We start from the raw sequence: 24324 nt of genomic DNA on the forward strand, positions 1-24324 counted from the left end.
CTACAAACTAAAAAACTAAAAAACTAAGGACTAAAAACTACAAACTACAAACTAAGGACTACAAACTAAAAACCAAAAACTAAAACCTACGAACTAAAAAATTTGCGAAGGAAGGTCATTTAAGCTTTTCATTATTCCTGTGTCTTTGGGAGTCGCGGGCGGTCTTCTTTTCGAAATTCTTTTCCAGGGCCGTTGTTAGGTCAACCCCCGTTTGATTGGCGATGCAAAGCAGTACCCATAACACATCGGCCAGTTCATCGGGAAGTTCTTTGCCGGTGTCGGAGGTTTTGGCTGATTGCTCTCCGTATTTTCTGGCCATGATCCGGGCGACCTCTCCTACTTCTTCGGTGAGGATGGCCATATTGGTGAGCTCGCTGAAATAGCGGACTCCCGTGGTGTTGATCCATTGGTCTACTTGCTCCTGCGCCTGTTTAATTGTCATTTCCAAAACGTTTGAATTGATATCCTTTTTCTTTTAACTGCTGAATAAGCTCATCCAGCTTTGAGTAAAATTTGTCTTCCCGCCGCGGATCCGTTCCCAGGTGTACGAGCAGGATATGCCCGTTGAGGCCGGAGCGGCGCTCTGTTTCCAGAAGGTCATTGAGTATGGCCTGGCTGCCGGTATATTTTTCTCCCAGCTCCGGCCAGGTATAGTCCCGTGCGGTACCGGTTCCGGGCGTATAATTGACGAGCCGGAGGCCGGCTTCCTTTGTCCACCGGGCAATTTCCTTGTTATACCATTCATAGGGAGGCAGAAAATAAGGCGCCGCTGACTTTTCAATGCCGAATTTTGCCATTGCGCGGTAATTTTCGCGGAGGTCTTCCCGGAACCTTTCCCGGGTGATGAGGGTGGAGTCGCGTTGATCCCAGGGGCATACAGGAGATGTGCGCCGGAATGCGGCCCCAGGTAATGGCCGTCATCCTTTAATCCGCGGATCAGCCGGCGGTTTTGCCTGCTGTTGTAAAATTCGCCGGTAAAGAAGAAGGAAGCAGGCACATCGTTTTCAGCGAGGCTTTCCCGGATAGCGGTTCCGCCTTCGTTGAAGTCATGAGCGGAAAAGATCAGGTAGATGTTCTTTTGCGTGCTGTCCATTCGTGTGACGGCCCCGAGCGTCCTTTGCGTATTTTTCAGGGGCGTTTTTTCAAGCCCTTTTGATCCGAGGGCAGCCAGGTAATAGGTGAGGCAGGCCGTTCCGTCCATGGTGGGTTCATTGGTGGAATAATCACCGTAGTCGTCATGGTAGACCACGAGCCGGGACTGGAAGGGAGCGTACTCGTCTCCGCCGGCCAGGTGGATGCCTTTCAGGCTTGCGAAAATGCTGCCGTAAACAGGTCCGTCTACCAGCCCGCCGTCAATGGGGAAATTATGCAGGGCCGTAAAGGCCGAATGGGGGTCAACGGGTGTGTCGCCGTTCCCGGGAAGGCCGACGATCATGCTGGTTCCCCAGGGATTGGATCCGAAAAGCCAATCGCGCAGGGAAGCTTCCATGTGTAGAAAAGCCGTATCGCCGCTCGCTTTCCTGTACAGGGCCGACTGGCTCAGCAGGGCGGTGGTAAGGTTATTGGAACACCAGATAAAGGGGATTCCGTTCAGAAAGGGATTGTCTTCCCCGCGGCGCAGTACTGCTTCCAGTCCGTCCCGGTAATAATTACGGAAGGTATCCGATATTTCCGGGGAGTTTTTCTGGGCAGCCAGGAAGTAATGTCCGGCATTGAAAAATGGGTACCATTGATAATGCCTGGCGGTGTCTGCTCCCATCCAGGGAGTTTTGGGTTCCTTCCGGCCGAAGGCCGCGGCCTGCTGCAGATATTCTTTTTTCCCGGTGAGCCGGAACAGCTGTGCCGCGGCGAGTTCCATATCGTCGGTCCAGTTATCTTCTTCGTAAAAATAGGGGGCTCTGCAGGGAGCCGTTTGGCAGGCGCCGGTATCACTCAGGCCGAATTCATAGGCTTCAACGGCCTTTTTGTCGATCAGCTGGCTGAATTCCGGGTAATGCTTTTCCAGCAACATGGCTCCCAGCGCAAATGCGGAGGCATATTTACCGGCGGTGGAAGCGACGCCGGTGGTACGGTTCTGGTATTTATACAGACCCTGTGGCTTCCCGTTCACGAAATAGACCGGCCGCTTAAGCCCCTTCCCATAAGAGATCGTGTCTTCGGTTGGAAGCCGGAAGCCGCCGTGGTCCCGGTCATCCGCGATCTGGTTGAACATCATGCCGGGAGCCGGGTTCATGCGTACGAGCCAGTCCAGTCCCCATTTTGCTTCGTCCAGGATATCGGGTATGCCGTTTTTGCCAGGCTCGCCGGAAGCATTGTAAGCATCCCCGAAGGCGGCGGGATAATGCTCGTAGGCCAGCAGCATCTGGAAGACGGCATTGGCCGAAGTGGCGACGTATTGCAGGTAGTCCGAGGCATCGTGCCAGCCCCCGGTAACGTTTATATGGGTTGAATCAAGCGTTGGGTGATAGATAATATAACCATCCTGCACATGGCAGGAGTCCTTTAGGTAAGGATTGTACCCGCAGCGCTGCTGCCGCATGTATTTCAGCAGGAAGTCAGCCGCACCCTGATAGGCATCATGGGCGATCCTGAAAACCGGCGACCGCAGCTTTTCCGCCGTAATATAATAGGCTCCCGGTGTCTTGAATTCCGAAAAATCAAGCCGGAATGAATTGCTGAAGGCGGCATATTCTCCGAAAGAGGCTGCTTCCCCGGACTGGTACACCACCTCGTTGGTGAGCGCATCCCGCAGCTCAAACTTCTTCAGCGGGAAATCTTTTTCCTTGCGAAGTAAGACGGCCGTTTTAATGCTTTCAGGCAAATATCCCATCTGGTTCACCCGTATCCAGCTACTCTCCGCGGCCGAATCCGCCGCCTCGCTGTTATTCTCCGGCGCATCCAGGTTTCCCCGTGCCGCATCCGGCGCGTCGCTGTTATTCTCCGGCGCTGCCAAATTCCCCGCCGCCGCGGCGACAAGAAGGAAAAAGAACGAAAAAAAGAAAAGCGAAAACAAGTGCCCTGACTTTTTCATGATGCTTTGCAGTTTGAATTGATCCGTAGCCGCCAGGGCGCGAGCCCCGGCGTGACACCTCTCCGGCGTTTGAAGCGGCCCGCGACCGTTCTACCGGCGTCCGGGCAAATAAATCACTCTTTGTTCTTTGTATCAATAAAAATAGTAACCGGCCCGTCGTTAAGCAAGTTTACTTTCATATAAGCGCCAAACTCGCCGGTTTGGACCTTTTTGCCAAGCTGGGTTTCCAGTAAGGCGATGAACCTTTCATATAAGGGGATGGCCTTTTCCGGGCGCGCGGCGCGGATAAAAGAGGGCCGGTTGCCTTTTTTGATCTGGGCGTGGAGAGTAAACTGGCTTACCAGGAGTATGTCGCCATTAACGGCTTGCACGCTGAGGTTCATCAGGCCATCGGCGTCGCCGAAGATCCGCATGTTCACGATCTTTGCAGCCAGCCATGCCGCATCTTCCTCCGAATCACCTTCTTCGATCCCCAGCAATACCAGGAGGCCGGGGCCGATGCTTCCCTTTACCTGGTCTGCTATTTCTACTGAAGCCTGCGTAACTCTTTGAATGATCGTGCGCATCTGGGTATAAATATCAGGCCTGAACTTCCGAATCAGGCGCGGTTATCGAAGCCTTCGTACATGCTCAGGTAACTTTCGTAGCGGCTGAGCGCGATCTCGCCGTTTTCAACAGCCCGGATAATGGCGCATCCGGGTTCGTTGATATGCCGGCAGTTATCGAATTTGCACTGGTTAAAACGTTCCCGCATTTCCACGAAGTAATGAGAGATCTCTTCCCGTTTTATGTCGAAAATACCAAATTCCCGGATCCCGGGAGTGTCGATCAGGTATCCCGCCGCTGTACCGCCGCTTTCGCCTGGAAGCGCGAACATTTCTGCAAAGGTGGTGGTATGGATACCTTTCCCGGAAAAGTCGGAAATGGATGCGGTTTTAAGATCAAGATCAGGAATAAGCTTGTTGATGAGCGTGGATTTGCCGGCCCCGGAATGCCCGGCGAACAAGCTGGTTTTAATTAAAAGGGTTTTTCTGAGATCATCCAGGTTGATGTTTTCCAGCGCGGAAACTTCCAGGCAGGGATAGCCGATGGAGGTATATATATCTTTTATTTCTGTTAGCAGCTCCTTTCCTTCGGCGGTGTAAATGTCTATTTTATTGAATACTAGTACCGCGGGAATGCTGTAGGCTTCAGCCGTTACCAGGAAACGGTCAATAAAGCCCATGGAGGTCCTTGGCCGGGCAAGGGTCACGATCAGCAAGGCCTGATCTATATTGGCTGCAATTATATGCGCCTGCTTTGAAAGATTGGTGGCCCGCCGTATTATGTAGTTCCTGCGCTCGTAAAGCTGTTCAATTGCCCCGGTTCCGGGGTCAAATTCCACCCGGTCTCCGACGGCAAGTGGGTTGGTGGTGGAAATTCCCCTGATCCGGAATTTTCCCTTGATGCGGCATTCATGAAAATTACCTGCCTCATCCCTGAGGATGTACCAGCTTCCCGTGGATTTGGTAACGATTCCCTGCAAAACGTTGGTTTTCTGCGAAGTTACTTTTTCCCGGCTTTAAAACAAGCCGCCGCGCGGACGATTCCCTTTAAAATAGTGCCTCCGCTATTTGCCGGGTAGGCTCCGACCGGCCCATTGTGTAAAAGTGAAGACACGGAACGCCGTAGTCAATCAATTCCTTACATTGCGCGATCATCCATTCCGTTCCCACCTGACAGACGTCCGCATTAGTCTTGCAATTAATCACTTCTTCACTCAGCTCTTCGGGAATATCAATATAAAAGACCTTGGGCAGGGTGCTTAGTTGTTTAAGGGTGGTAATGGGCTTTAATCCCGGAATGATTGGCACATTAATGCCAAAATCCCGGCAAGCTTTTACAAATTCGAAGTATTTCTTGTTGTCGAAAAACATTTGAGTGACAATGTAATCGGCGCCTTTATCTACCTTTTGCTTCAGGTATCTTAGATCGGTTTTTAAGTTGGGAGCCTCAAAATGTTTTTCCGGATACCCCGCGACCCCTATGCAGAAATCCGAAGGATGTGCATTTAACAGCTCGTCATCAAGGTATTTTCCTTTGTTCATACAGACAATCTGCTCAACCAATTCGCATCCGTAGGCGTGCCCTTTGGGTTCGGGAACGAATTCCCCGGTTACTTTATCTCCGTCGCCCCGCAAGGCTAATACGTTTTCGATACCGAGGAAATTGAGATCAATAAGAGCGTTTTCCGTATCCTCCTTTGAAAATCCGCCGCAGATCAGGTGCGGTACCGCATCGACCTTATATTTGTTCATAATCGCGGCACAGATACTGATCGTGCTGGGCCTTTTCCGATAGGCTACCTTTTCCAGCAGACCGTTTTCCCGCTTCTTATAAATAAATTCTTCACGGAGATAGGTAACATCGATAAAAGCAGGTTTGAATTCCATCAAAGGATCAATGGCGTCATAGATGGATTGAATGCTCTTCCCTTTAACAGGCGGCAGAATTTCTATCGTGAACAGCGTCTTCTTCGCATTCTTCAGGTGGTCAGTTACTTTCATAGAAAACTATAAACTGGAAACTAAAAACTAAAAACTTTAAACTTTAAACCTTGAACTTTAAACCTTGAACTTTAAACCCTGGAAGCCGGTTCATAAGCCAAATTCGGAGCAAGCCAGCGTTCAACTTCTTCCACCCCCATGCCCTTGCGGGTGGCGTATTCTTCAATCTGGTCTTTTTCTATTTTTCCCAGGCCAAAATACTTCGAGGCGGGATGGGAGAAATAGAACCCGCTCACCGCAGAAGCCGGGTACATGGCATAGCTATCCGTTAGTTCTATGCCGGCATTCTTTTCGGCCTGAAGCAGGTTGAAAAGCGTGCGTTTCTCGGTATGATCCGGACAGGCGGGATAACCGGGGGCGGGGCGAATGCCTGCATATTTTTCGCTGATCAGCTCCTCGTTGCTGAGGTGTTCGCCTTGGGCGTAGCCCCAGTATTCTTTGCGTACCTTTTCATGCATGCACTCGGCAAAGGCTTCTGCCAGGCGGTCAGCCAGGGATTTTAACAGGATGCTGTTAAAATCGTCCATATTCTTCCGGAAGTCTTCCAGGTGTTGCTCAATCCCAATGCCGGAAGTGACCGCGAAGCCTCCCCAGTAATCGGCAATGCCGGTTTCTTTAGGCGCAATGAAGTCCGACAGGGCGTGGTAAGGAAGCCCCTTTGCCTTTTCGCCCTGCTGGCGTAGTGTATGAATGGTAGCCAGGACTTCGCTCCGGCTTTCGTCCGTGTACAGTTCAATGTCGTCTCCCACGCTGTTGGCCGGCCAGAATCCGATCACTCCGCTGGCGGTAAGCATCTTTTCCCGGATGACCCGTTTGAGCAGGGCCTGGCCGTCCTCGAAAAGTTTTGCCGCTTCGGTGCCCACTAATTTGTCCTGAAAGATGTCCGGGAACTTTCCGTGCAGCTGCCAGGTCTGGAAAAAGGGGGTCCAGTCGATGAAATTCTCCAGCTCCGAAAGATTCATGTCTTTAAATACCTTCACTCCCAGGAACCGGGGCCGGGTAATGGCTGTCGCCGCCCAGTCAATGGGGGTGCGATGCTCCCGGGCATGCTGCAGGCTCACGTAGGTTTTGATGCTGCGCTTGCTGAGGTGCTGTTCCCGGGCCTTGCGGTATTCTTCGGCTATTTTGCGTATATATTCGCCGCGCGTTTCGGTATTCATCAGGTTGCTGGCAACGTTCACGCTTCGAGAGGCATCCAGGACATGTACCGTAGGCCCTGAATAGCCCGGGCTTATTTTCACGGAGGTGTGGATACGGGAGGTTGTGGCTCCTCCGATCAGCAGGGGTATATCAAAGCCTTCCCGTTCCATTTCCCTGGCTACGTGCATCATTTCATCCAGGGAAGGAGTAATGAGCCCGCTGAGCCCGATCATATCCACTTTTTCTTCCCGGGCGGTTTGCAGTATCTTTTGGGCGGGAACCATGACCCCGAGGTCAATTACTTCAAAATTATTACAGGCAAGAACCACGCCTACGATGTTTTTTCCGATATCGTGAACATCCCCTTTGACGGTGGCCATGAGTATTTTTCCGGCCGATGAGCTGCTGCCAGGCTGCGCCGCTTTTTCTTTTTCAATGAAGGGCAGGAGATAAGCTACTGCCTTTTTCATCACACGCGCGCTTTTTACCACTTGCGGCAGGAACATTTTTCCGGAACCGAAAAGATCCCCTACGATGTTCATCCCGTCCATCAGCGGTCCTTCGATCACTTCCAGGGGTTTAGGGTATTTTTGCCGGGCTTCTTCCACATCTTCGTCCAGGTAGTCGATGATGCCTTTTACCAGGGAATGAGCCAGCCGCTCTTCCACGGTGCCTGTTCTCCATGCGTCATCCTTTACCAGGGTCTTGCCGGCGGATTTTACCGATTCGGCATAGGTAATGAGTCGTTCGGTAGCGTCTTCCCGGCGGTTCAGGATCACGTCTTCCACCATTTCCAGCAGATCTTTGGGTATTTCATCGTACACTTCTATCATGCCGGCATTCACAATGCCCATATCCAGGCCCGCTTTAATGGCATGATACAGAAAGGCTGAATGAATGGCTTCCCGGACATGGTTATTACCGCGGAAAGAAAAGGATAGATTGCTCACGCCCCCGCTTACTTTGGCCAGTGGCAGGTTTTCCTTGATCCAGCGGGTGGCTTTAATGAAGTCTACCGCATAGTTATTATGCTCTTCCAGGCCGGTGGCGACCGTGAGTATGTTAGGGTCGAAGATAATATCCTGTGGAGGGAAGCCCACTTCCTGGGTAAGGATATCGTAGGAGCGTTTGCAGATCTCTTTCCGGCGTTCGAAATTATCGGCCTGGCCCTGCTCGTCAAAGGCCATTACTACTACGGCGGCCCCGTAAAGGCGTACTTTCTTTGCCTGTTCAATGAATTTTTCTTCTCCTTCTTTCAGGGAAATGGAATTGACCACGGCTTTGCCCTGCAGGCAGCGCAGGCCGGCCTCTATAATGTCCCATTTGGAGGAATCCACCATAATGGGCAGCTTGGCGATATCGGGCTCCGCCGAAAGCAGGTTCAGGAATTTAGTCATGGCTTCCACGCCGTCCAGCATGCCTTCATCCATGTTCACATCTATGATCTGGGCGCCGCCTTCCACCTGCTGGCGCGCGATAGCCAGTGCGCTTTCATAATCCCCGGAAAGGATGAGTTTTGAAAACTTCGGGGACCCGGTCACATTGGTTCGTTCCCCGATATTCACAAAATTGGATTCGGGGGTTACCGTAAGGGCTTCCAGTCCGCTCAGGCGCAGGTGCGGCTCAACAACCGGCAGCTCCCTTGGTGGAACGCCTTCCACCAGCGCGGCTATTTCCCGGATATGATCAGGGGTTGTGCCGCAGCAGCCTCCCACCATATTTACAAACCGGTGGGCAATAAAATCTTTCAGCACGGCAGCCATCTGGTTAGGCGTTTCATCGTACTCGCCGAATTCGTTCGGAAGGCCGGCATTAGGATAGGCATGGACGAATGCTGTGGACTTATTGGCCAGTTCTTCCACATAGGGCCGCATTTCCTTTGCGCCCAGCGCGCAGTTCAGCCCGATGCAAAGCAGGTCCGCATGGGAGACGGAATTCAGGAAGGCCTCTACGGTTTGCCCCGAAAGGGTACGTCCGCTGGCATCGGTAATGGTGCCGGATACCATGAGCGGCAGCTTTTTCCCTTTTTCAGCGAATAATTCGTTAGCGGCATAGAGGGCTACCTTGCAATTCAACGTATCAAATACGGTTTCAATCAAAATTATATCCGCCCCGCCGTCAATCAGTCCTGAGATCTGTTCGGAATAGGCCTGGTACAATTGCTCCCAGGTAATGGCACGGTAGCCCGGGTCGTTCACGTCTGGTGAAAGCGAAAGCGTGCGGTTGGTCGGGCCTACGGCCCCCGCTACAAAACGCGGCTTGTCCGGGTTCAGGCGGGTGAATTCTGCCGCCGCTTCCCGGGCAATGCGCGCCGATTCAAAATTCAGCTCGTAACTCAGGCTTTCCATGCTGTAGTCGGCCATGGAAATAGTGTTGGAGCTGAAGGTATTGGTTTCAATAATATCCGCCCCGGCATCCAGGTAGGCCTTGTGAATATCTTTGATAATATCCGGCCGGGTCAGGGACAGCAGGTCATTGTTGCCCTTCACCTCTTTCGGATGGTCGTGAAAGCGTTCTCCCCGGAAGTCTTCTTCGGAAAGCTTGTAACGCTGTATCATGGTGCCCATTGCGCCGTCCAGCACCACGATCCGCTGTCTGAGAATCTCTTCTATGCTCATTGCTCTGATCTTTAACCCGGTCTTGTAACCCTTCGGGCCTCGCGGCCCTGATCTCCAACTTATCTTTTGCTTATTTGAAAATCCGGTGACTGTCCGAATCCGCTTATCTGCTCCGCCTTTCGCGGATAGAATTTAGCACCTTGTTGGCACAGGTTGCTAAGACTTCGCAGGGTCTACTCCCTCCGTCTTTCGTTATAAGCAGGACAAATGTAGGGGTTTTAATTGAGATAACCTAACGGGATTTCGCTTTAAGGCGGCTTTTGACTATCCCTCAGACTTTTCGCGTATTTCGCGTATTTTCTCCAGCTCCATAACATCTATCTGGTCTTTCGGCCGGTTGGTCTTTTTCTTGTTTTCTATAAGATGGTTAATATGTAAAAAAGGAATGTTAATGCCTTCCAGATTAGCGATGGATGCTAGGCCCAGACATTCGACAAATGACAGATTTTCCAGACCTTTCATTTCTGTAACTATATCTAATTCAATTCCGCCGTCGATATAAAAACTAGTCCAGCCGGGAATAAACTGTATGGTTTCCATGACTTCGAAATCACCGTATTCCAGTTCTCTAGATGCTTTTTCCAGAATTTAAGAAGTTCTTCATTTAGAATGTCCATTAAACTTTATTTATGGGTAACAATCGCTTTTTTGAACAAGGCATTTGTGCGCAGCATGCGGATAAAAAGGTTAAATTTTTCCTCGTCAGAACGAAAGATATCTCTGCGAAGCCGTTTTGTTTCCTGGTCGAAGCGGGAATGGTCAGATCCGGGCAAGTTGCTGTCAACCTTTTTTTTATCTTCCATGCTATCTCTTTTCAGATGTTCACCTCATGCAAATTACGAAAAATCCTTTGATATTTTGAGCCCGGATCAGGGTTAACAGGCCCGAACGGTGTGTTGATAAATTGAAAATCCGGACTAAAATTATCCGGAAGATTTAGATTAATTGGTAATTAACATTAACTTAACATTGGATTAACAAATTACTAACTGCGTGTGAATACCTTTGCTCGCAAATACAAACCAGTTATGAAGAAGATTCAGTTGCTTTTCTATGTATCTTTTGCCCTGGCCGTGTCGGCTTGCGGGGGAAACCGGTCATCTAAAGGCCTGACAGGAGAGATTACTGTTGACGGTTCCAGTACTGTGTATCCCATTACTGAGGCGGTTGCGGAAGAATTCCGGGCAGTAGGCCCTGATGTGCGGGTGACGGTAGGTGTTTCCGGGACAGGCGGTGGTTTCAAGAAATTTGGTCGGGGGGAGACAGATATTAGCAATGCTTCCAGGCCCATCACTGCCAGCGAAGTGGCGCTTTGCGAGGAAAACGGGGTGGAATTTATCGAATTGCCGGTAGCTTATGATGGTCTTGCGGTGGTAGTTAATCCGGCAAATGACTTTGTGGATTACCTGACTGTGGAAGAACTCAAAAAAATATGGGAACCTGCTGCGCAGGGTAATATCAACAGGTGGAGCCAGGTACGCGAAGGCTGGCCGGACGAACCTATCAACCTGTACGGGGCGGGAGTAGCTTCAGGGACGTATGATTATTTTACGGAAGCGATCGTCGGGAAAGCGAAGTCTTCAAGAGGTGATTACACGGCCAGCGAAGATGATAACGTGCTTGTGCAGGGAGTAGCGAATGATAAAAACGGGCTTGGCTATTTTGGACTGGCTTATTATCAGGAAAATGCCGGAAAGCTCAAGCTGGTGCCAATTGAGGATGGAAATGATGAAAACGGAGCCGGGCCCATTGCGCCTTCGCTGGAAACGGTGAGCAATGGTACCTATCAGCCGCTGGCACGTCCGGAGTTTATTTATATTAACGCTGAATCGGCACAGCGGGAAGAAATGAAAGCTTTTGTGAATTTTTACCTGGAGAATGCGCCGCAACTGGTGGAAGAAGTTGATTATGTCCCCCTGGAGACGGAGGCCTACGAACTGGCCGCTCAAAAATTTGAGCGCGGTGTAACGGGTACCATTTTCGGGCAAGGTACTTCCATTGTTGGAGTGAGCATGATTGACTTGCTGAAGCAACAGGTTTCCGCGGATACGGTTTCCGGGGAAAAGGACAGCATTTCAGTGCAGTAAGATGCGGATCCGCGAAAAGATCATTGAATGGCTTCTGTTTTTATGCAGTGCGGTTACTGTATTGACTACCTTTGGAATACTTTTCGTCCTGCTTTCGGAATCTGTTAAGTTCTTCAGTGAGATCTCCATTATTGAATTTCTGACGGATAAGGAGTGGACGCCGCTGTTTGCGGACAAGCAGTTCGGTATTATGCCCCTGGTTTCCGGAACCCTGTTGACCACTTTCATTGCTATTCTCGTTGCCCTGCCGCTGGGCCTTACGATTGCGGTATACCTGAATGAGTACGCCAGCCGTCGTTTTACGGAGGTGGTTAAACCAATACTGGAAATACTGGCTTCCGTACCTACGGTGGTCTATGGCTTTTTTGCCCTGCTCTTTGTGACTCCCTTGCTGCAGCAATTGTTTCCGACCATGTCAGGTTTTAATGCTTTATCAGCGGGCCTGGTCATGGGGGTCATGATCCTGCCTTATGTCTCTTCCCTTAGTGAAGATGCCCTGAGGGCGGTTCCCCAGTCCCTGCGGGAAGCAGCCTACGGAATGGGGTCTACCAGGTTCCAGACTGCTTTCAGGGTGATGATCCCAGCTGCTTCCTCGGGAATTATCGTTTCTATTATCCTGGCGATATCCAGGGCAATAGGAGAAACGATGATCGTGGCTATTGCGGCGGGCCAGGAGCCTAAGCTGACGTTAAACCCCCTGCAGTCGGTGGAAACCATTACCACCTATATTGTGCAGGTGAGCATGGGCGACGTGCCGCGGGATTCTCTTGAATACCGGACGATTTTTGCAGCGGGTATTACCCTCTTCGTTTTTACGTTCGCTCTTAATAATGTCAGCGTCTGGATCAGGAAAAAATACCAGCAGAAATATGAATAGCTCGCAGATTAACCGAATAAAGGACCAGCTTTTCAAGTTCTTTGCCATCATTTGCACGGCGGTGGGCATCCTGGTTTTACTGGTGCTGCTGTTCGATGTGTTCTCAAAGGGGCTGGGCCGGTTAAGCTGGGATTTCCTTACCAACCTTCCCTCGCGTTTTGCCGAGAGGTCTGGTATTTATACTGCCTTGCACGGGATGATATGGATGCTCATACTGACCATTCTGATCTCTTTCCCGATTGGCATCGGCGCTGGGGTTTACCTGGAGGAATACGGAACAAAAAACCGGCTGTCGCGTTTTATTGAAGTGAATATAGCCAACCTCGCCGGTGTGCCCTCAGTGATCTACGGCATACTCGGACTGCAGGTCTTTAACCGCATGCTTCAGCTTGGAAACAGCCTGCTCACGGGCGCCCTGACGCTTGCGCTGCTGATCCTGCCAATCATTATCGTATCCACGCGGGAGGCCGTCAAGGCGGTTCCGAAGTCCCTGCGGGAAGCCTCGCTGGCACTTGGAGCTACCAAATGGCAAACGATCCGGAGGGTGGTGCTGCCCTCTTCCTTCGGGGGAATTATCACCGGGCTGATCCTTTCCGTATCACGGGCAATTGGTGAAACAGCGCCGCTGATCGTAATCGGCGCCCTGGTGTATGTTCCGTTCGTTCCCCGCGGACCCATGGACGAATTTACGGTATTGCCTATCCAGATATTTAACTGGACTACCCGACCCCAACAGGGTTTTGTGACCAATGCGGCTGCGGCTATCATTGTATTGCTTATCTTTACCTTTTTCCTTAACGGCATTGCTGTGTATCTCCGCAACCGGTGGTACAGGAAAATCAAATCGTAGTATTCAAATGTTTAAGCTGGAAGCCAAAAATCTGGACCTGTATTACGGAAGCAAGCAGGCGCTTAAGAATATAAGCATGGGGATCAAGCCCAATACCGTGACGGCCTTTATCGGGCCTTCGGGCTGCGGCAAATCCACGCTTCTGCGTTGCTTTAACCGCATGAATGACCTCATTGACAATGTGCGCATCGAAGGGGAGGTTTTGATCGACGGCCGCGACATTTATCATTCCCGGATCAACCTGGATGACCATCGCAAAAAGATCGGAATGGTCTTCCAGAAACCAAACCCTTTTCCTAAAAGCATCTTTGAGAATGTGGCCTACGGCCTGCGCATAAACGGGGTGAAACACAAGAAATTCATTGTTGAAACGGTAGAGCGTTCGCTCCGGCAGGCGGCATTATGGGACGAGGTGAAGGATAATCTAAACAAGTCGGCCCTGGCGCTGTCCGGGGGGCAACAGCAGCGGCTGTGCATTGCCCGGGCGCTTGCCGTGGAGCCTTCGGTAGTATTGATGGATGAGCCTGCTTCTGCCCTCGATCCTATTTCAACCTCAAAGATCGAAGAATTGGTGCATGCGCTGAAAAGCAAATACACGATCGTGATTGTTACTCATAATATGCAGCAGGCCGCCCGCATCAGTGATAAAACGGCGTTTTTTTATATCGGGGAACTGATTGAATATGACGATACCAGCAAGATATTCACCAACCCCAGCCATGAAAAAACCCAAAACTATGTAACCGGCCGCTTCGGCTGATAATACAGATTGTTATGAAACATCTTGAAGAAGATCTTCAGCGGCTGAAATCCAATATGGTTGACATGTCCAACCTGGTGATCAGCCAGATACACAAAGGCATCACCGCGCTTATCAACAACGACAAGGCGATGGCCCGCGAGGTGATTTTCAATGAAAAGCGCGTAAATGCCTACGAACTGAGAATCGACAAAGACTGTGAGAATATAATTACCCTCCAGAACCCCATGGCGCATGATATGCGTTTCGTGTTTGCGACGCTCAAGATCAACTCGAACATGGAACGGATAGGCGACAATGCCGAAGGTATTGCCAAATACGCCATGGACGTTGAAAAAGACCTGGACAATGCCCTTATAGAAAAAACACGCCTGCTGGAAATGACCGACACGGTAAAGCTAATGATCGCTAACGCGGCCGAAGCTTACCTGAACAATAACGGGAACCTTGGACGTGCCATCTTTAACCAGGATATGATCCTGGACGAGATCAACGCACAGGCCACCGGTATCATCGCCGATTACGTAAAACATAACCCGGACAATATTATCCAGGCCCTTTATCTCTTGTCCATTATCAGAAAACTGGAACGGGTAGGGGATCATATTACCAATATTGCCGAAGAAGTGATCTTTTACCTGGAGGCGAAGATATTGAAGCATGGGAAGAAAGATGAAGACTAGCTCGCTTGGGCTTTCGGGCTTCGAAGGACGCAGATTTTGGCGGGCCTGCGTCGCTCCGCTGATTTTTGGGGCCCCGGTTGCTTCGCACCCGCCCAAAAATCAAAGTCGCTCCTTCAGGCCCGCACAAAATCTGCTTCTATTCGAAAGCCTGTAGCCCGCGCTCACCATTTTCAATATTGGTTTGCCTTCGCTTTGCTCGGCAGTTGAGGAGTTGAATTGCCTTCGCTTCGCTCGGCAGTTGAGGAGTGTTTGCCTTCGCTTCGCTCGGCAGTTGAGGAGTTGAATTGCCTTCGCTTCGCTCGGCAGTTGATCAGTTGAGTGAGATTGCCTTTGCTTCGCGGTTGTTGAGTTGGTTGAATGCCTTCGCTTCGCTCGGCAGTTGATGAATTGAATCTTTCATTCATCTCCGGTTCATCATAACTAGGCTGACAGACACACACAGACGTAGTGGCACTGATTGGGGTTGGATGGCCTTTGCTTCGCCAGGCGGTTGGCGGGTGCTTGGTTTGCCTTCGCTTCGCTCGGCAGTTGAGGAGTTGGGTGAGATTGCGTTTGCTTCGCCCTGTCGTTGGCGGAGCGACTTGCCTTCGCTCGGAGTCTGATAACTTGAGTGAGATTGAATTGTTTTGCCTTGTGGTTGATGAGTTGGGCTGAATGTCTTGCCTTGTGGTTGAGTTGGGTTGGATTGCCTTTGCTTTGCTTGGCGGTTGTTGAGTTGGGCTGAATTGTCTTGCCTTGTGGTTGATGAGTTGGGTTGGATTGCCTTTGCTTTGCCTGGCGGTTGTTGAGTTGAATGTCTTGGCTTGATTGGGTTGAATTAATTGGTTTGAGTTGAATGTCTTGGCTTGAGGGGGCTTTGCGACGTGGAACTGGGGATTTAAATCTTCAATTTGAAATGGGGGAGGGGACGGATGTCGTGGGCTGGCCAGCGGAATTTTGCGTTGTCCGCAGCGAGCGACTTTTGATTTTTAGGGCGGGCGCGTAGCGGCCGGGATCCTAAAAATCAGCCTGAGCGAGACCGGACAACCAAAATCCGCGCCGTGCAGGAGGCCAATACCACCACCCACCATTAAAACTCTAAACTTTAAACTCTAAACCTTAAACCATAAACTTTAAACTTCAAACTAAAACGATTGCGAAGCCCTAGGCCGAAAGCCGGCGGCTTAAAACGTATTCTACCTTTTGGAAGACTTGCTGAGGCTGGAGAGTGCGCCAGTTCAGGGTGTCGAGTTCGCCGCCGAAGTTGACGTAGTAGTCGATATTCTGGGAGCGGAATTCTTCGATTACGTGTTCGCGGAAGTTTATGAAAGCTATCCAGCCGTCTTCGATTTCCTGGAACCATTCTTCGTAGTAGCAATCGTCGGAAACATGGAAGTTCAGGATGTTCTCGCCGATGAGTATGAACTTATTGATGCCATGCTGCATCAGCCATTCCGCTACGTACCGCTTCAGGAACATGATGTCGTTATTGATGCAGTCATTCCATTCGCCGATTAGTTCGATAATGCAGTAATTGTTATCGTAATCGGCAAAGAGGATTTTCAGGTAAAGTGTCTGGGAGCCGAAGTAGTCCCACTGGGGATGGATATAGTAGTTGTAGATCTGCTTATCAAACAGGAATTCGCTGTATTGCTGTTTGTAAAAGGGTGATTTACTGTCTTCGGAGGCGATATAATCATCCCGCCATTTATAGAATGGTTCCAGCTCGTGCATAACATTTTTGATTGCCGGTTGCCAGAATTCCGGGTTTCAGACTTTCTGGTTTCCGTCGATTGCTTTTCTAACGCTGCCGAATTCTTTCAATAATTTTTCAGCGGTTTCCTGGTCGGTTTTCAGCGCGTTCATGATCATTCTTATGCCCCGGTCTACAAGCTTCGTGTTGCTCAGCTGCATGTCGACCATTTTATTCCCTTTCACGCGGCCAAGTTTTATCATGACCGAGGTGCTGATCATATTCAACACCAGTTTCTGGGCGGTTCCCGCTTTCATTCTTGTAGAACCGGTCACAAATTCCGGGCCTACCACTACTTCAACAGGATGCCGCGCGGAACGGGCTACGGGGCTGCCTTCATTGCATACGATGCAACCGGTCTCCAGGCCATTCCTGTTGGCTTCTTCCAGGCCGCCGATCACGTATGGCGTTGTTCCGGAAGCGGCAATGCCTACTACCACATCGTTTTTACCGATGTTATAGCTTAACAAATCTTTCCACGCCTGGGTTTTATTGTCCTCAGCAAATTCCACTGCTTTGCGAATAGCCTTATCCCCGCCGGCGATGAGGCCGATAACGGTATTATGATCCACCCCGAATGTGGGAGGGCACTCCGATGCGTCCAATATGCCCAGCCGCCCGCTTGTCCCGGCCCCGATATAGAATAACCTTCCCCCTGCTTTCATTTTGTTAATGATCACGTCCACCAGCTTTTCGATTGCCGGTATGGCTTTTGCTACTGCCAAGGGTACTGTTTGGTCTTCTTTATTGATACTGGACAGGATCTCACCGGTCTCCATGTTTTCGAGATTGTCGTAGGAGGAGTCAGATTCCGTTATTCTTTTCATGCTGTATGTAATGGATATAAATTTCCTGATTGCTGCCAAAATTCATAAAAATTTTTATAATTAGCGGTATGAACGGGCGACAAAGAAGAAGAACTATGTATAATTTGCGCCTGGCAATGGCTGGGGCGCTTATCATGGTGCTTGGAATGTACTTTGGCAGCAAGATGAATGACAATAGCGGGCTGCGGAGTGCATTCGATTTTCCCTTCAACTTCCGGAAGTCAGATAAACTCGAGGAGATCATGGAACTTATCGAGGAACGTTACGTTGATTCCATTGATTTTGCCAGGCTGGAGCGGAATGCCCTGGAAGAGATCCTCAAGCACCTGGACCCTCACTCCAGCTATATTCCTGCCTCTGAATTCAAGCGCATGAACGCGAAGCTGAAGGGCCGGTTTGACGGGATCGGCGTCGAATTCAGGATGATGAATGACACGGTACTGGCTGTTACCGTGGAGCGGGACGGACCGGCGGAACAGGCCGGGATCAGGCCGGGAGACAAGATCATTACTGTGGATGGGACAACTGTTTCGGGTGAAGGAATGACGAACGGAAGCATCGTGAACCTTATCCGCGGGCCGGAAGGTACTTCGGTTCGCCTTGAAGTGAAAAGATACAAGACGCCGGATATCCTGGAGTTTGACGTAAAACGCGGTAAGATCCCTATCAATAGTGTGGAAGTGAGCTTTATGCTCAATGAAGAAACAGGCTATATCAAGGTGAACCGTTTCGCGGCCAGTACGCATAGCGAATTTGTGCTGGCAGCAGGCGAGTTGAAAGACCTTGGGATGATAAATATGGTGCTTGACCTCAGGAACAACGGCGGCGGGTACCTTTCCCAGGCGATTGCCCTTGCGGATGAATTTCTTACCAGGCGCCAGCTGATCGTTTATACCGAAGGCTATAATTACCCGAAAGAAGAATATTTTGCTACCTCCAACGGGCTTTTTGAGGAAGGAAAGCTGGTGGTGCTTATTAACGAAGGAACGGCTTCGGCCAGCGAGGTGCTTTCGGGGGCGCTGCAGGACCTGGACCGGGCAACGCTGATAGGCCGCCGTTCTTTCGGCAAGGGGCTGGTGCAGCGGCAAACTACCTTTCCCGACGGTTCGGCGCTGCGCCTTACCATTGCCCGTTACTACACGCCGCTCGGGCGTTCCATCCAGAAACCTTACAGCCAGGGAACGGACGTGTATTTCCAGGAACTGAGCCGGCGTCTTGAAAGAGGAGAGCTTTACTCCCTGGATAGCATGGAAGCCGCTTTTCCGGATTCGCTGAAAGTGGTTACCGCAGCCGGCAAAGTGTTATACGGCGGCGGCGGCATATTGCCGGATATTTTTGTACCAGTTGATACTGTTGGGGTTACGGCTTTTTACCGGGAACTGTACGCCAATGACGTAGTGTATGATTTTACGTACCGGTATATAGACCGGCAGATGGCCTCGCTTTCGGCTTATGAAAGCCTTGACGATTTCGCGGCATCCTTCTCGCTGGCTGATTCGAGTTTTGCCCGCCTGGTGAGCCTGGCTGCGGAAGAAGAAGTAAGGGCGCCGGAGCCGGAAGTCAGCGCTTCGGAGGCCTTGCTGAAGAACCAGGTTAAGGCTTTGATTGCAAGGCGGTTCTGGGGATACGCGGGTTTCTATAAGGTTACCCTGACGCGTGACGAGGCCATTAACCAGGCGCTGCAGGTAATTAGTGAATAAGCTACAAGTAATTAGTGAATAATAAGAAAGGACAAAAAAAAGTCCTGGTAGTGGTACCAGGACTTTTTTCTTCCGGAATACGCCTTCAGGCGTTGGAATTACAGAGAGTCAGCGCTAACTGAATCTGCAGATTCTTCAGCAGCAGCCTGTTCAGCGGCAGCAATAGAATCTGCCTGGGCAGCCATTTCGAGGGAATCCTGAAGAGCTTTTTCTTCTGACTCCTGGCTTGCCTGGGGATTACATGCTACAGCTGCAAACATTCCGGCGCTTAATAATAATGCAAATACTTTTTTCATTTTGATACTAGGGTTTAAAACTGGGGCAAAGATAAAGCATTTTTTTAATTTGCATCTTTTCCGACTATAAATTTTATTTCTGGCGGAAGTAAATACTTACCGGAACTCCGCTGAAGTCAAAATTTTCTCTGAGTTTATTTTCAAGGAAGCGTTTATAGGGATCCTTTATGTACTGGGGCAGGTTACAGAAGAAGGCAAAAGCCGGCGACGCGCTTTTTAACTGCGTGATATACTTGATCTTAATGTACTTTCCTTTCAGGGAAGGGGGCGGAGTCTGGTTGATGACTTCCAGCATGACATCATTAAGTTTTGAGGTGGGGATATGTTTCTCCCGGTTCTTAAATACCTTGAACGCGGTCTCTATCACTTTCAGAATACGCTGTTTCTCCGGAACAGACGTGAAAAGTATAGGGACATCGGTAAACGGGGCTATCTTTTCCCGGATCTGCTTTTCGTAATGCCGGGTGCTTGCCTGGTCTTTTTCTATGAGGTCCCACTTGTTGACCACGATGACCACGCCTTTCCGTTTCTTTTCTGCAAGGTGGAAGATATTTACGTCCTGTGATTCAAACTCACTGCCGGCATCGATCATTAAAATGCAGATATCGGCTTGTTCTACCGCCTTAATGGTTCGCATCACGGAATAGAACTCGATGTTTTCCTTCACCTTTGTTTTCTTCCTTAGCCCGGCGGTATCGATAAGCCTGAATTCGTACCCGAACTGGTTGTACGTTGTTTCAATGGCGTCACGGGTAGTTCCCGCGACAGTGGTTACAATGTTCCGGTCCTTGCCCAGCAAGGCGTTGATCAGAGAAGATTTGCCCACGTTCGGCCGTCCTACGATGGCAAAACCCGGAAGTTTTTCTTTATCCGTCTCTGCATCCGGATTCAGGTGGCTTACAACCGCGTCGAGTAATTCGCCTGTGCCGCTGCCACTGTTGGCGGCGATGCCAAATATTTCTCCGAGCCCTAACGAATGGAACTCATGAATATCGGGTAGTTGTTTATTATTGTCCACCTTATTGGCGACCACCAATACCGGTTTATTGCTGCGCCGTAAGAGAGCGGCGATATGATCGTCCATATCGGTTACGCCGGTGGTTACGTCTACCACGAAAAGCAGCACCGTAGCTTCTTCAATGGCAATGTGTACCTGCTCCCGGATGGCCTTCTCAAATACATCTTCGGAATGCGCGACGAATCCGCCCGTATCAATGACCGTAAAAGGCCTTCCCGTCCATTCGGCGAAGCCGTAGTGCCTGTCCCTGGTTACCCCGCTGACATTGTCAACGATGGCCTGCCTGGTTTCCGTAAGCCGGTTAAACAGGGTGGATTTTCCTACGTTGGGCCTTCCAACGATTGCTACTATATTGCTCATTCGTATCCAAATTGTTTGAGGTAATTTTCCCGGTTCCGCCAGTCTTTGATTACTTTTACATGTACTTCCAGGAAAACTTTTTTCTGCAGGAACTCTTCCATTTCCAGCCTTGAGGCGGTAGCGATTTTTTTCAAAAGCTCGCCGTTCTTGCCGATAATGATCCCTTTTTGAGTATCCCTTTCCGTAATGATCTCCGCGCTGATGCGGTTGATGCCGGGTTCCTCTTTAAAGGAATTGATCACCACTTCTGTGCTGTAGGGGATTTCCTTCCGGCAATGCTCGAAGATCTTTCCCCTGATTATCTCTGACACGAAAAAACGTTCATTCCTGTCGGTGAGTTCGTCTTCTCCGTAAAAAGGCGGGTGTTCCGGCAGGTTTTCCTTGATGAATTCATAGACCGCCTGCACGTTATAGCCTTCCCGGGCGGAGATGACAAATACGGCCTTAGGCTGCAGCGTCTGCTCCCAGTAAAGCACCTTTTCCTTCAGGGTGGCTTCATCCGAGGTGTCGGCTTTGTTGATCAGTACGGCCACGGGGGCTTCCAGGCGCTTTAATTTTTCTACCATCCTGCTTTCATCATGACGCTCGTTGACATCGGTCACTAATAATACCACGTCCGCATCTGTCAGCGACTCGTTAACGCTGCTCATCATGGATTTCTGCAGGCCGTATTTGGGCTCGATCATTCCCGGCGTATCTGAAAACACCATTTGCATGTCCGGTTCATTCACGATCCCGATGATGCGGTGGCGCGTGGTTTGCGCCTTTGATGTGATCACCGACATCTTCTCTCCGACCATGGCATTCATGAGCGTAGATTTACCCGCGTTAGGTTTTCCAATGATACTTACGAAGCCTGCCTTATGCGTCATGGGGCAAAGGTACGCAATTTGGCGATTGAAAATGTACGTGTTTCCGAGAGAAGATCGGCCTACAGGTTGACAAACCGATCAATGAACGCTTCGGCAAAGTCCGACGCCATTACAGTGTTGTTCAGTTTGGAACGCAGGTGATTTTGAAAGGCTATTACCGGAATCCTTTTGCTTACCTGCGAAAGTCCCCGCTTTGGAGCGGCTTTCCTACTCAAATCCGGATTTGCGCAGTATTCAGGCACGCTTCTTTTCGTGAAGAGAAAGGAATTCCTTTGGCGTCATGTTCTCCGACGCCTTGAATGCACGCTGGAAGGTAGCGAGGGAATTGAATCCCGCGTCGAAGGCCAGGGCGGCAATGGTTAGCTTCCGGCTTTCCGGCTTCAGCATGCTCGTTTTTACGGTACTGACCCGGTAGCTATTCACAAACTCGTTAAAGCTTTTGTCAATATGCTGGTTCAGGACGGCCGAAATGGTTTTCTGCGGAATGCCGGTGTGCGCTGAAAGCCGCTGAAGGCTGAAGGAGCGATCAAGGAACAGTTTATCTTCCTCCATTGCTTTCTGAAGCTGCCTGATGCTCTGAGCGACGATCTCTCCGGACAGGGACTGGGAAGGGCTTCCTTTTGCCGGCGGGCGGGAAGCAAGCCGGTAAGACATGGAGTATCCTTTTATGCCCAGCCAGTAAATCAAAAGCGCCAGGGGCACGTAGATAGGGTACCAGTCAAAAGTATCCAGCATGAAGTCGGTATAGCGGGGGATCACGTAGGGAATCAGGTAGAGGAGCCAGATGAGCTGGAAAACGAGGAAAATGCGTACGAAGTGCCGCAGCCATTTAACGTCTGTATACTGCTGCCCATCGTTCTTCGTTTTTAATCCGGAAAGGAACCTTTCAGAAAGCCAGAGATAAACCGTGACCGATATCCAGCGGGGAATATCGGAATAGACATTATACTGGTCGATAAAATTTCCCCATGGCCGTGGATTATCTTTCAGTAAGCCCCAAAGAACGCCTAACAAGAAAATAATTGCTGCCAGTTGGGGGACGATGTCGATGATCACGGGTAAAAATGCCTCCGTTGCCGGCGGCTCAGTGCAAAGCCCGGATCCAGGTATGCCTTGACATAAAAAAGATCAGCGGCCCGAACGGCATAATAATGATCAGCGGGATAAGATAAGACAGGAACTCAAGAAGCGGATAGCCAAACCAGCTATTGAACGATGCGTACAGGCAGAAGCTGGCCAGCGCCATCAGAAAAAGCAGTACACCCAGTAAGCGGTTCGGCAGCCGGGGTTCCTTCCGCACGAAAAGCAGGATGCTTACAATGAATCCCTGGGTGGCGCCCAAAAGGATGATCGTTTCGAAAATAGTCGTCCAGGCCATATTCCCGATCGCATTTGAAATTTTACCCGAACAATATATCCATTTTCAGATCATGCTGGATAAGGCCGGCGTACTTTTGCGGATTTTTTATTCCAAAGGTTGTCACCATGGTGAGGAAGAGTGTTTTGCGTGTGCGGGTTTGATTCCGGAAGGCGGCAACCTTGCTTTCGAGTTCAGCGGCATAGCTTTTCGTGATCTCAAATGCTGCTGTTGAAAATTTGAGTTCACAAATATTGATACATTGATCCTGCCGGTCGATCAGCAGATCTATTTGAACTCCCTTTTCTTCGTTTCGGGGCCTTGAGTGCCATACGGAGATTTCTGCATAAACATTTTCAATTCCCAGCGCCCTTTTCAGTCTGGAAGCGTGTTTCATGCAGATGTTTTCGAATGCGATCCCGCTCCAACTCTTCCAGGATGTTCCGTTGGAAAAACGTATCCATGACCCCTTGCCACGTGAGCGGCTGTTTTCTATAAATTTCAGGTAAAACCGGGAATATTCATCGGTCAGTTTGTAAATACTGTCCTTGGAGGTCCTGTTAAACGGAATGTAGGCGGTAATAAAGCCCGATTCAGTTAGCTCATCCAGCAACCTGGTCATGCCGCCTCCGGATGTTAGTTTGCTAAATTTTATGATCTCGTTCCTGCTGAGGCCTGAATTTTTTCTTGCCAGGGCCCGGATGATTTCCATGTGAGAGCTGGCATTGTCAAATAAGGAATAATAAAGGTTCTTGAATTCGTCATGAAGTAAGCCATCCTTGGTAAAACAGGTCCTGTCAATGGCCTGAGTGGCGCTTTCACCAATTTTTACCTCTTTTAAATAGTGGGGAATCCCACCCATTGCCATATAAAGTTGCAGGATTTGATAATGATCAAGATTGATTTTTCTTGCTTTCAGAAAGTCGGCTGTTTCTCCCAGCGTGAAGGGCATTAGCCTGATCCGTCTGGTAACGCGGTTGTGCAAACCTCCCCGGTTATTGATAACTTTCTGTATCATCCAGGAGGCGGCCGATCCGCATATGACAACTACCAGATTTTGTTGACGGGAGGCCCAGCCGTTCCAGAAATTTTCGAATGCCTTTAGAAAGCCGGAACGGGGAGTATTTATCCAGGGGAATTCATCAAAAAAAATTACTTTTCGTTGTTTTTTAATAAGGGGAGTCAGGTAGTCAATCAATAAGGAAAATGCGTTTATCCAGTTAGGGGGCGTAGCCAGCGGCAGGCTTTTTGATGCCCTCGTCAATGCCAGGCTAAAGTTTTCCAGTTGCTCATTTAATGTCGCGTGATGTGTGCCTGTAAATTCAAAAGCTAACTTTTCATTAAAAACGCTCAGTATTAAAAAAGTCTTTCCCACCCGCCTTCTTCCATAAACGGCAACGAGTTCCGGCTCCCCGGACGTTTCGATCTCCAAAAGGAGCGCTTTTTCGTCTTGCCGGCCAGTCACATTTTTCATTTCGGTTTATTTTGGCCAATTATGTTAATTTATATCTGGCCAAAACTACAAAAAAAAGTGAGTTTTGGCCAATTATATGAATTTATATCTGGCCAA

22 protein-coding genes and 1 riboswitch are annotated in these 24324 nt (G+C 49.9%); of the genes, 6 read left to right on the forward strand and 16 right to left on the reverse strand.

Going from position 1 to position 24324, the window contains the following annotated elements; translation table 11 throughout:
* Positions 1–115: 115 nt before the first annotated feature.
* The 8 genes from FRZ59_RS07635 to FRZ59_RS07670 all read right to left on the reverse strand — a co-directional run bounded on the left by FRZ59_RS07635 (position 116) and on the right by FRZ59_RS07670 (position 10138).
* Positions 116–442, reverse strand: a complete 327-nt coding sequence (locus FRZ59_RS07635) for a nucleotide pyrophosphohydrolase (protein ID WP_132129331.1) — start codon at positions 440–442, stop codon at positions 116–118.
* Positions 443–475: 33 nt separating this feature from the next.
* Complete coding sequence (locus FRZ59_RS07640) at positions 476–3031, reverse strand: glycoside hydrolase family 9 protein (protein WP_225975240.1); 2556 nt, start codon at positions 3029–3031, stop codon at positions 476–478.
* 113 nt (positions 3032–3144) lie between these two features.
* Positions 3145–3597, reverse strand: a complete 453-nt coding sequence (gene dtd / locus FRZ59_RS07645) for a D-aminoacyl-tRNA deacylase (protein ID WP_132129333.1) — start codon at positions 3595–3597, stop codon at positions 3145–3147.
* Between the two features lie 32 nt (positions 3598–3629).
* Complete coding sequence (rsgA, locus tag FRZ59_RS07650) at positions 3630–4556, reverse strand: ribosome small subunit-dependent GTPase A (protein WP_132129334.1); 927 nt, start codon at positions 4554–4556, stop codon at positions 3630–3632.
* Positions 4557–4623: 67 nt separating this feature from the next.
* Positions 4624–5577 carry a methylenetetrahydrofolate reductase [NAD(P)H] gene (metF, locus tag FRZ59_RS07655; RefSeq protein ID WP_132129335.1) on the reverse strand — a complete coding sequence of 318 codons (954 nt, stop codon included), beginning with the start codon at positions 5575–5577 and terminating at the stop codon, positions 4624–4626.
* A 71-nt stretch (positions 5578–5648) separates the two neighbouring features.
* Positions 5649–9335, reverse strand: a complete 3687-nt coding sequence (metH, locus tag FRZ59_RS07660) for a methionine synthase (protein WP_132129336.1) — start codon at positions 9333–9335, stop codon at positions 5649–5651.
* Positions 9336–9435: 100 nt separating this feature from the next.
* A riboswitch (SAM riboswitch) is annotated at positions 9436–9536 on the reverse strand.
* A 63-nt stretch (positions 9537–9599) separates the two neighbouring features.
* Positions 9600–9875 (reverse strand): hypothetical protein, encoded by a 276-nt coding sequence (locus FRZ59_RS07665; RefSeq protein ID WP_132129337.1) that lies wholly within the window; start codon positions 9873–9875, stop codon positions 9600–9602.
* 83 nt (positions 9876–9958) lie between these two features.
* Positions 9959–10138, reverse strand: coding sequence for a hypothetical protein (locus FRZ59_RS07670; RefSeq protein WP_132129338.1), 180 nt, complete (start codon positions 10136–10138; stop codon positions 9959–9961).
* 225 nt (positions 10139–10363) lie between these two features.
* Between FRZ59_RS07670 and FRZ59_RS07675 the strand changes: the two genes are divergently transcribed.
* The 5 genes from FRZ59_RS07675 to phoU are packed head-to-tail and all read left to right on the forward strand — an operon-like array spanning position 10364 to position 14592.
* The gene (locus tag FRZ59_RS07675) at positions 10364–11422 is read left to right on the forward strand and encodes a PstS family phosphate ABC transporter substrate-binding protein (protein WP_132129339.1); all 1059 of its coding nucleotides are present in this window, start codon (positions 10364–10366) and stop codon (positions 11420–11422) included.
* Position 11423: 1 nt separating this feature from the next.
* Positions 11424–12299, forward strand: coding sequence for a phosphate ABC transporter permease subunit PstC (gene pstC, locus FRZ59_RS07680; protein ID WP_132129340.1), 876 nt, complete (start codon positions 11424–11426; stop codon positions 12297–12299).
* The gene (gene pstA, locus FRZ59_RS07685; RefSeq protein WP_132129341.1) at positions 12292–13149 is read left to right on the forward strand and encodes a phosphate ABC transporter permease PstA; all 858 of its coding nucleotides are present in this window, start codon (positions 12292–12294) and stop codon (positions 13147–13149) included. Before pstC ends, pstA begins: the two co-directional genes overlap by 8 nt.
* A gap of 7 nt (positions 13150–13156) precedes the next feature.
* Positions 13157–13909: a phosphate ABC transporter ATP-binding protein PstB gene (gene pstB / locus FRZ59_RS07690; protein ID WP_225975241.1), complete on the forward strand. Its 753-nt coding sequence runs from the start codon at positions 13157–13159 to the stop codon at positions 13907–13909.
* Positions 13910–13923: 14 nt separating this feature from the next.
* Positions 13924–14592: a phosphate signaling complex protein PhoU gene (phoU, locus tag FRZ59_RS07695; RefSeq protein ID WP_132129343.1), complete on the forward strand. Its 669-nt coding sequence runs from the start codon at positions 13924–13926 to the stop codon at positions 14590–14592.
* Positions 14593–15735: 1143 nt separating this feature from the next.
* On the opposite strand, the gene FRZ59_RS07700 is transcribed toward phoU, so the two are convergent.
* Both FRZ59_RS07700 and murQ read right to left on the reverse strand, forming a co-directional pair.
* Entirely contained in the window at positions 15736–16305 is a 570-nt protein-coding gene (locus FRZ59_RS07700; protein WP_132129344.1) for a hypothetical protein, read from the reverse strand.
* Positions 16306–16341: 36 nt separating this feature from the next.
* Positions 16342–17151, reverse strand: coding sequence for an N-acetylmuramic acid 6-phosphate etherase (murQ, locus tag FRZ59_RS07705; protein ID WP_132129345.1), 810 nt, complete (start codon positions 17149–17151; stop codon positions 16342–16344).
* A gap of 68 nt (positions 17152–17219) precedes the next feature.
* On the opposite strand from murQ, the gene FRZ59_RS07710 reads away from it, so the two are divergent.
* On the forward strand, positions 17220–18851 hold the full coding sequence (locus tag FRZ59_RS07710) for a S41 family peptidase (protein ID WP_132129346.1): 1632 nt from the start codon (positions 17220–17222) through the stop codon (positions 18849–18851).
* A 98-nt stretch (positions 18852–18949) separates the two neighbouring features.
* Here FRZ59_RS07710 and FRZ59_RS07715 read toward each other — a convergent pair whose 3' ends face one another.
* The 6 genes from FRZ59_RS07715 to FRZ59_RS07740 all read right to left on the reverse strand — a co-directional run bounded on the left by FRZ59_RS07715 (position 18950) and on the right by FRZ59_RS07740 (position 24228).
* Positions 18950–19147 carry a hypothetical protein gene (locus FRZ59_RS07715; protein ID WP_132129347.1) on the reverse strand — a complete coding sequence of 66 codons (198 nt, stop codon included), beginning with the start codon at positions 19145–19147 and terminating at the stop codon, positions 18950–18952.
* Positions 19148–19220: 73 nt separating this feature from the next.
* Complete coding sequence (der, locus tag FRZ59_RS07720; RefSeq protein WP_132129348.1) at positions 19221–20525, reverse strand: ribosome biogenesis GTPase Der; 1305 nt, start codon at positions 20523–20525, stop codon at positions 19221–19223.
* Positions 20522–21397, reverse strand: a complete 876-nt coding sequence (era, locus tag FRZ59_RS07725; RefSeq protein WP_132129349.1) for a GTPase Era — start codon at positions 21395–21397, stop codon at positions 20522–20524. Before era ends, der begins: the two co-directional genes overlap by 4 nt.
* 234 nt (positions 21398–21631) lie before the next feature.
* Positions 21632–22453, reverse strand: a complete 822-nt coding sequence (locus tag FRZ59_RS07730; RefSeq protein ID WP_132129350.1) for a helix-turn-helix domain-containing protein — start codon at positions 22451–22453, stop codon at positions 21632–21634.
* 28 nt (positions 22454–22481) lie between these two features.
* Positions 22482–22775 carry a hypothetical protein gene (locus FRZ59_RS07735; protein ID WP_132129351.1) on the reverse strand — a complete coding sequence of 98 codons (294 nt, stop codon included), beginning with the start codon at positions 22773–22775 and terminating at the stop codon, positions 22482–22484.
* 22 nt (positions 22776–22797) lie between these two features.
* Entirely contained in the window at positions 22798–24228 is a 1431-nt protein-coding gene (locus FRZ59_RS07740; RefSeq protein ID WP_132129352.1) for an AAA family ATPase, read from the reverse strand.
* Positions 24229–24324: the final 96 nt, after the last annotated feature.

This window comes from Anseongella ginsenosidimutans, from assembly GCF_008033235.1.
Taxonomy (GTDB): Bacteria; Bacteroidota; Bacteroidia; order Sphingobacteriales; family Sphingobacteriaceae; genus Anseongella; species Anseongella ginsenosidimutans.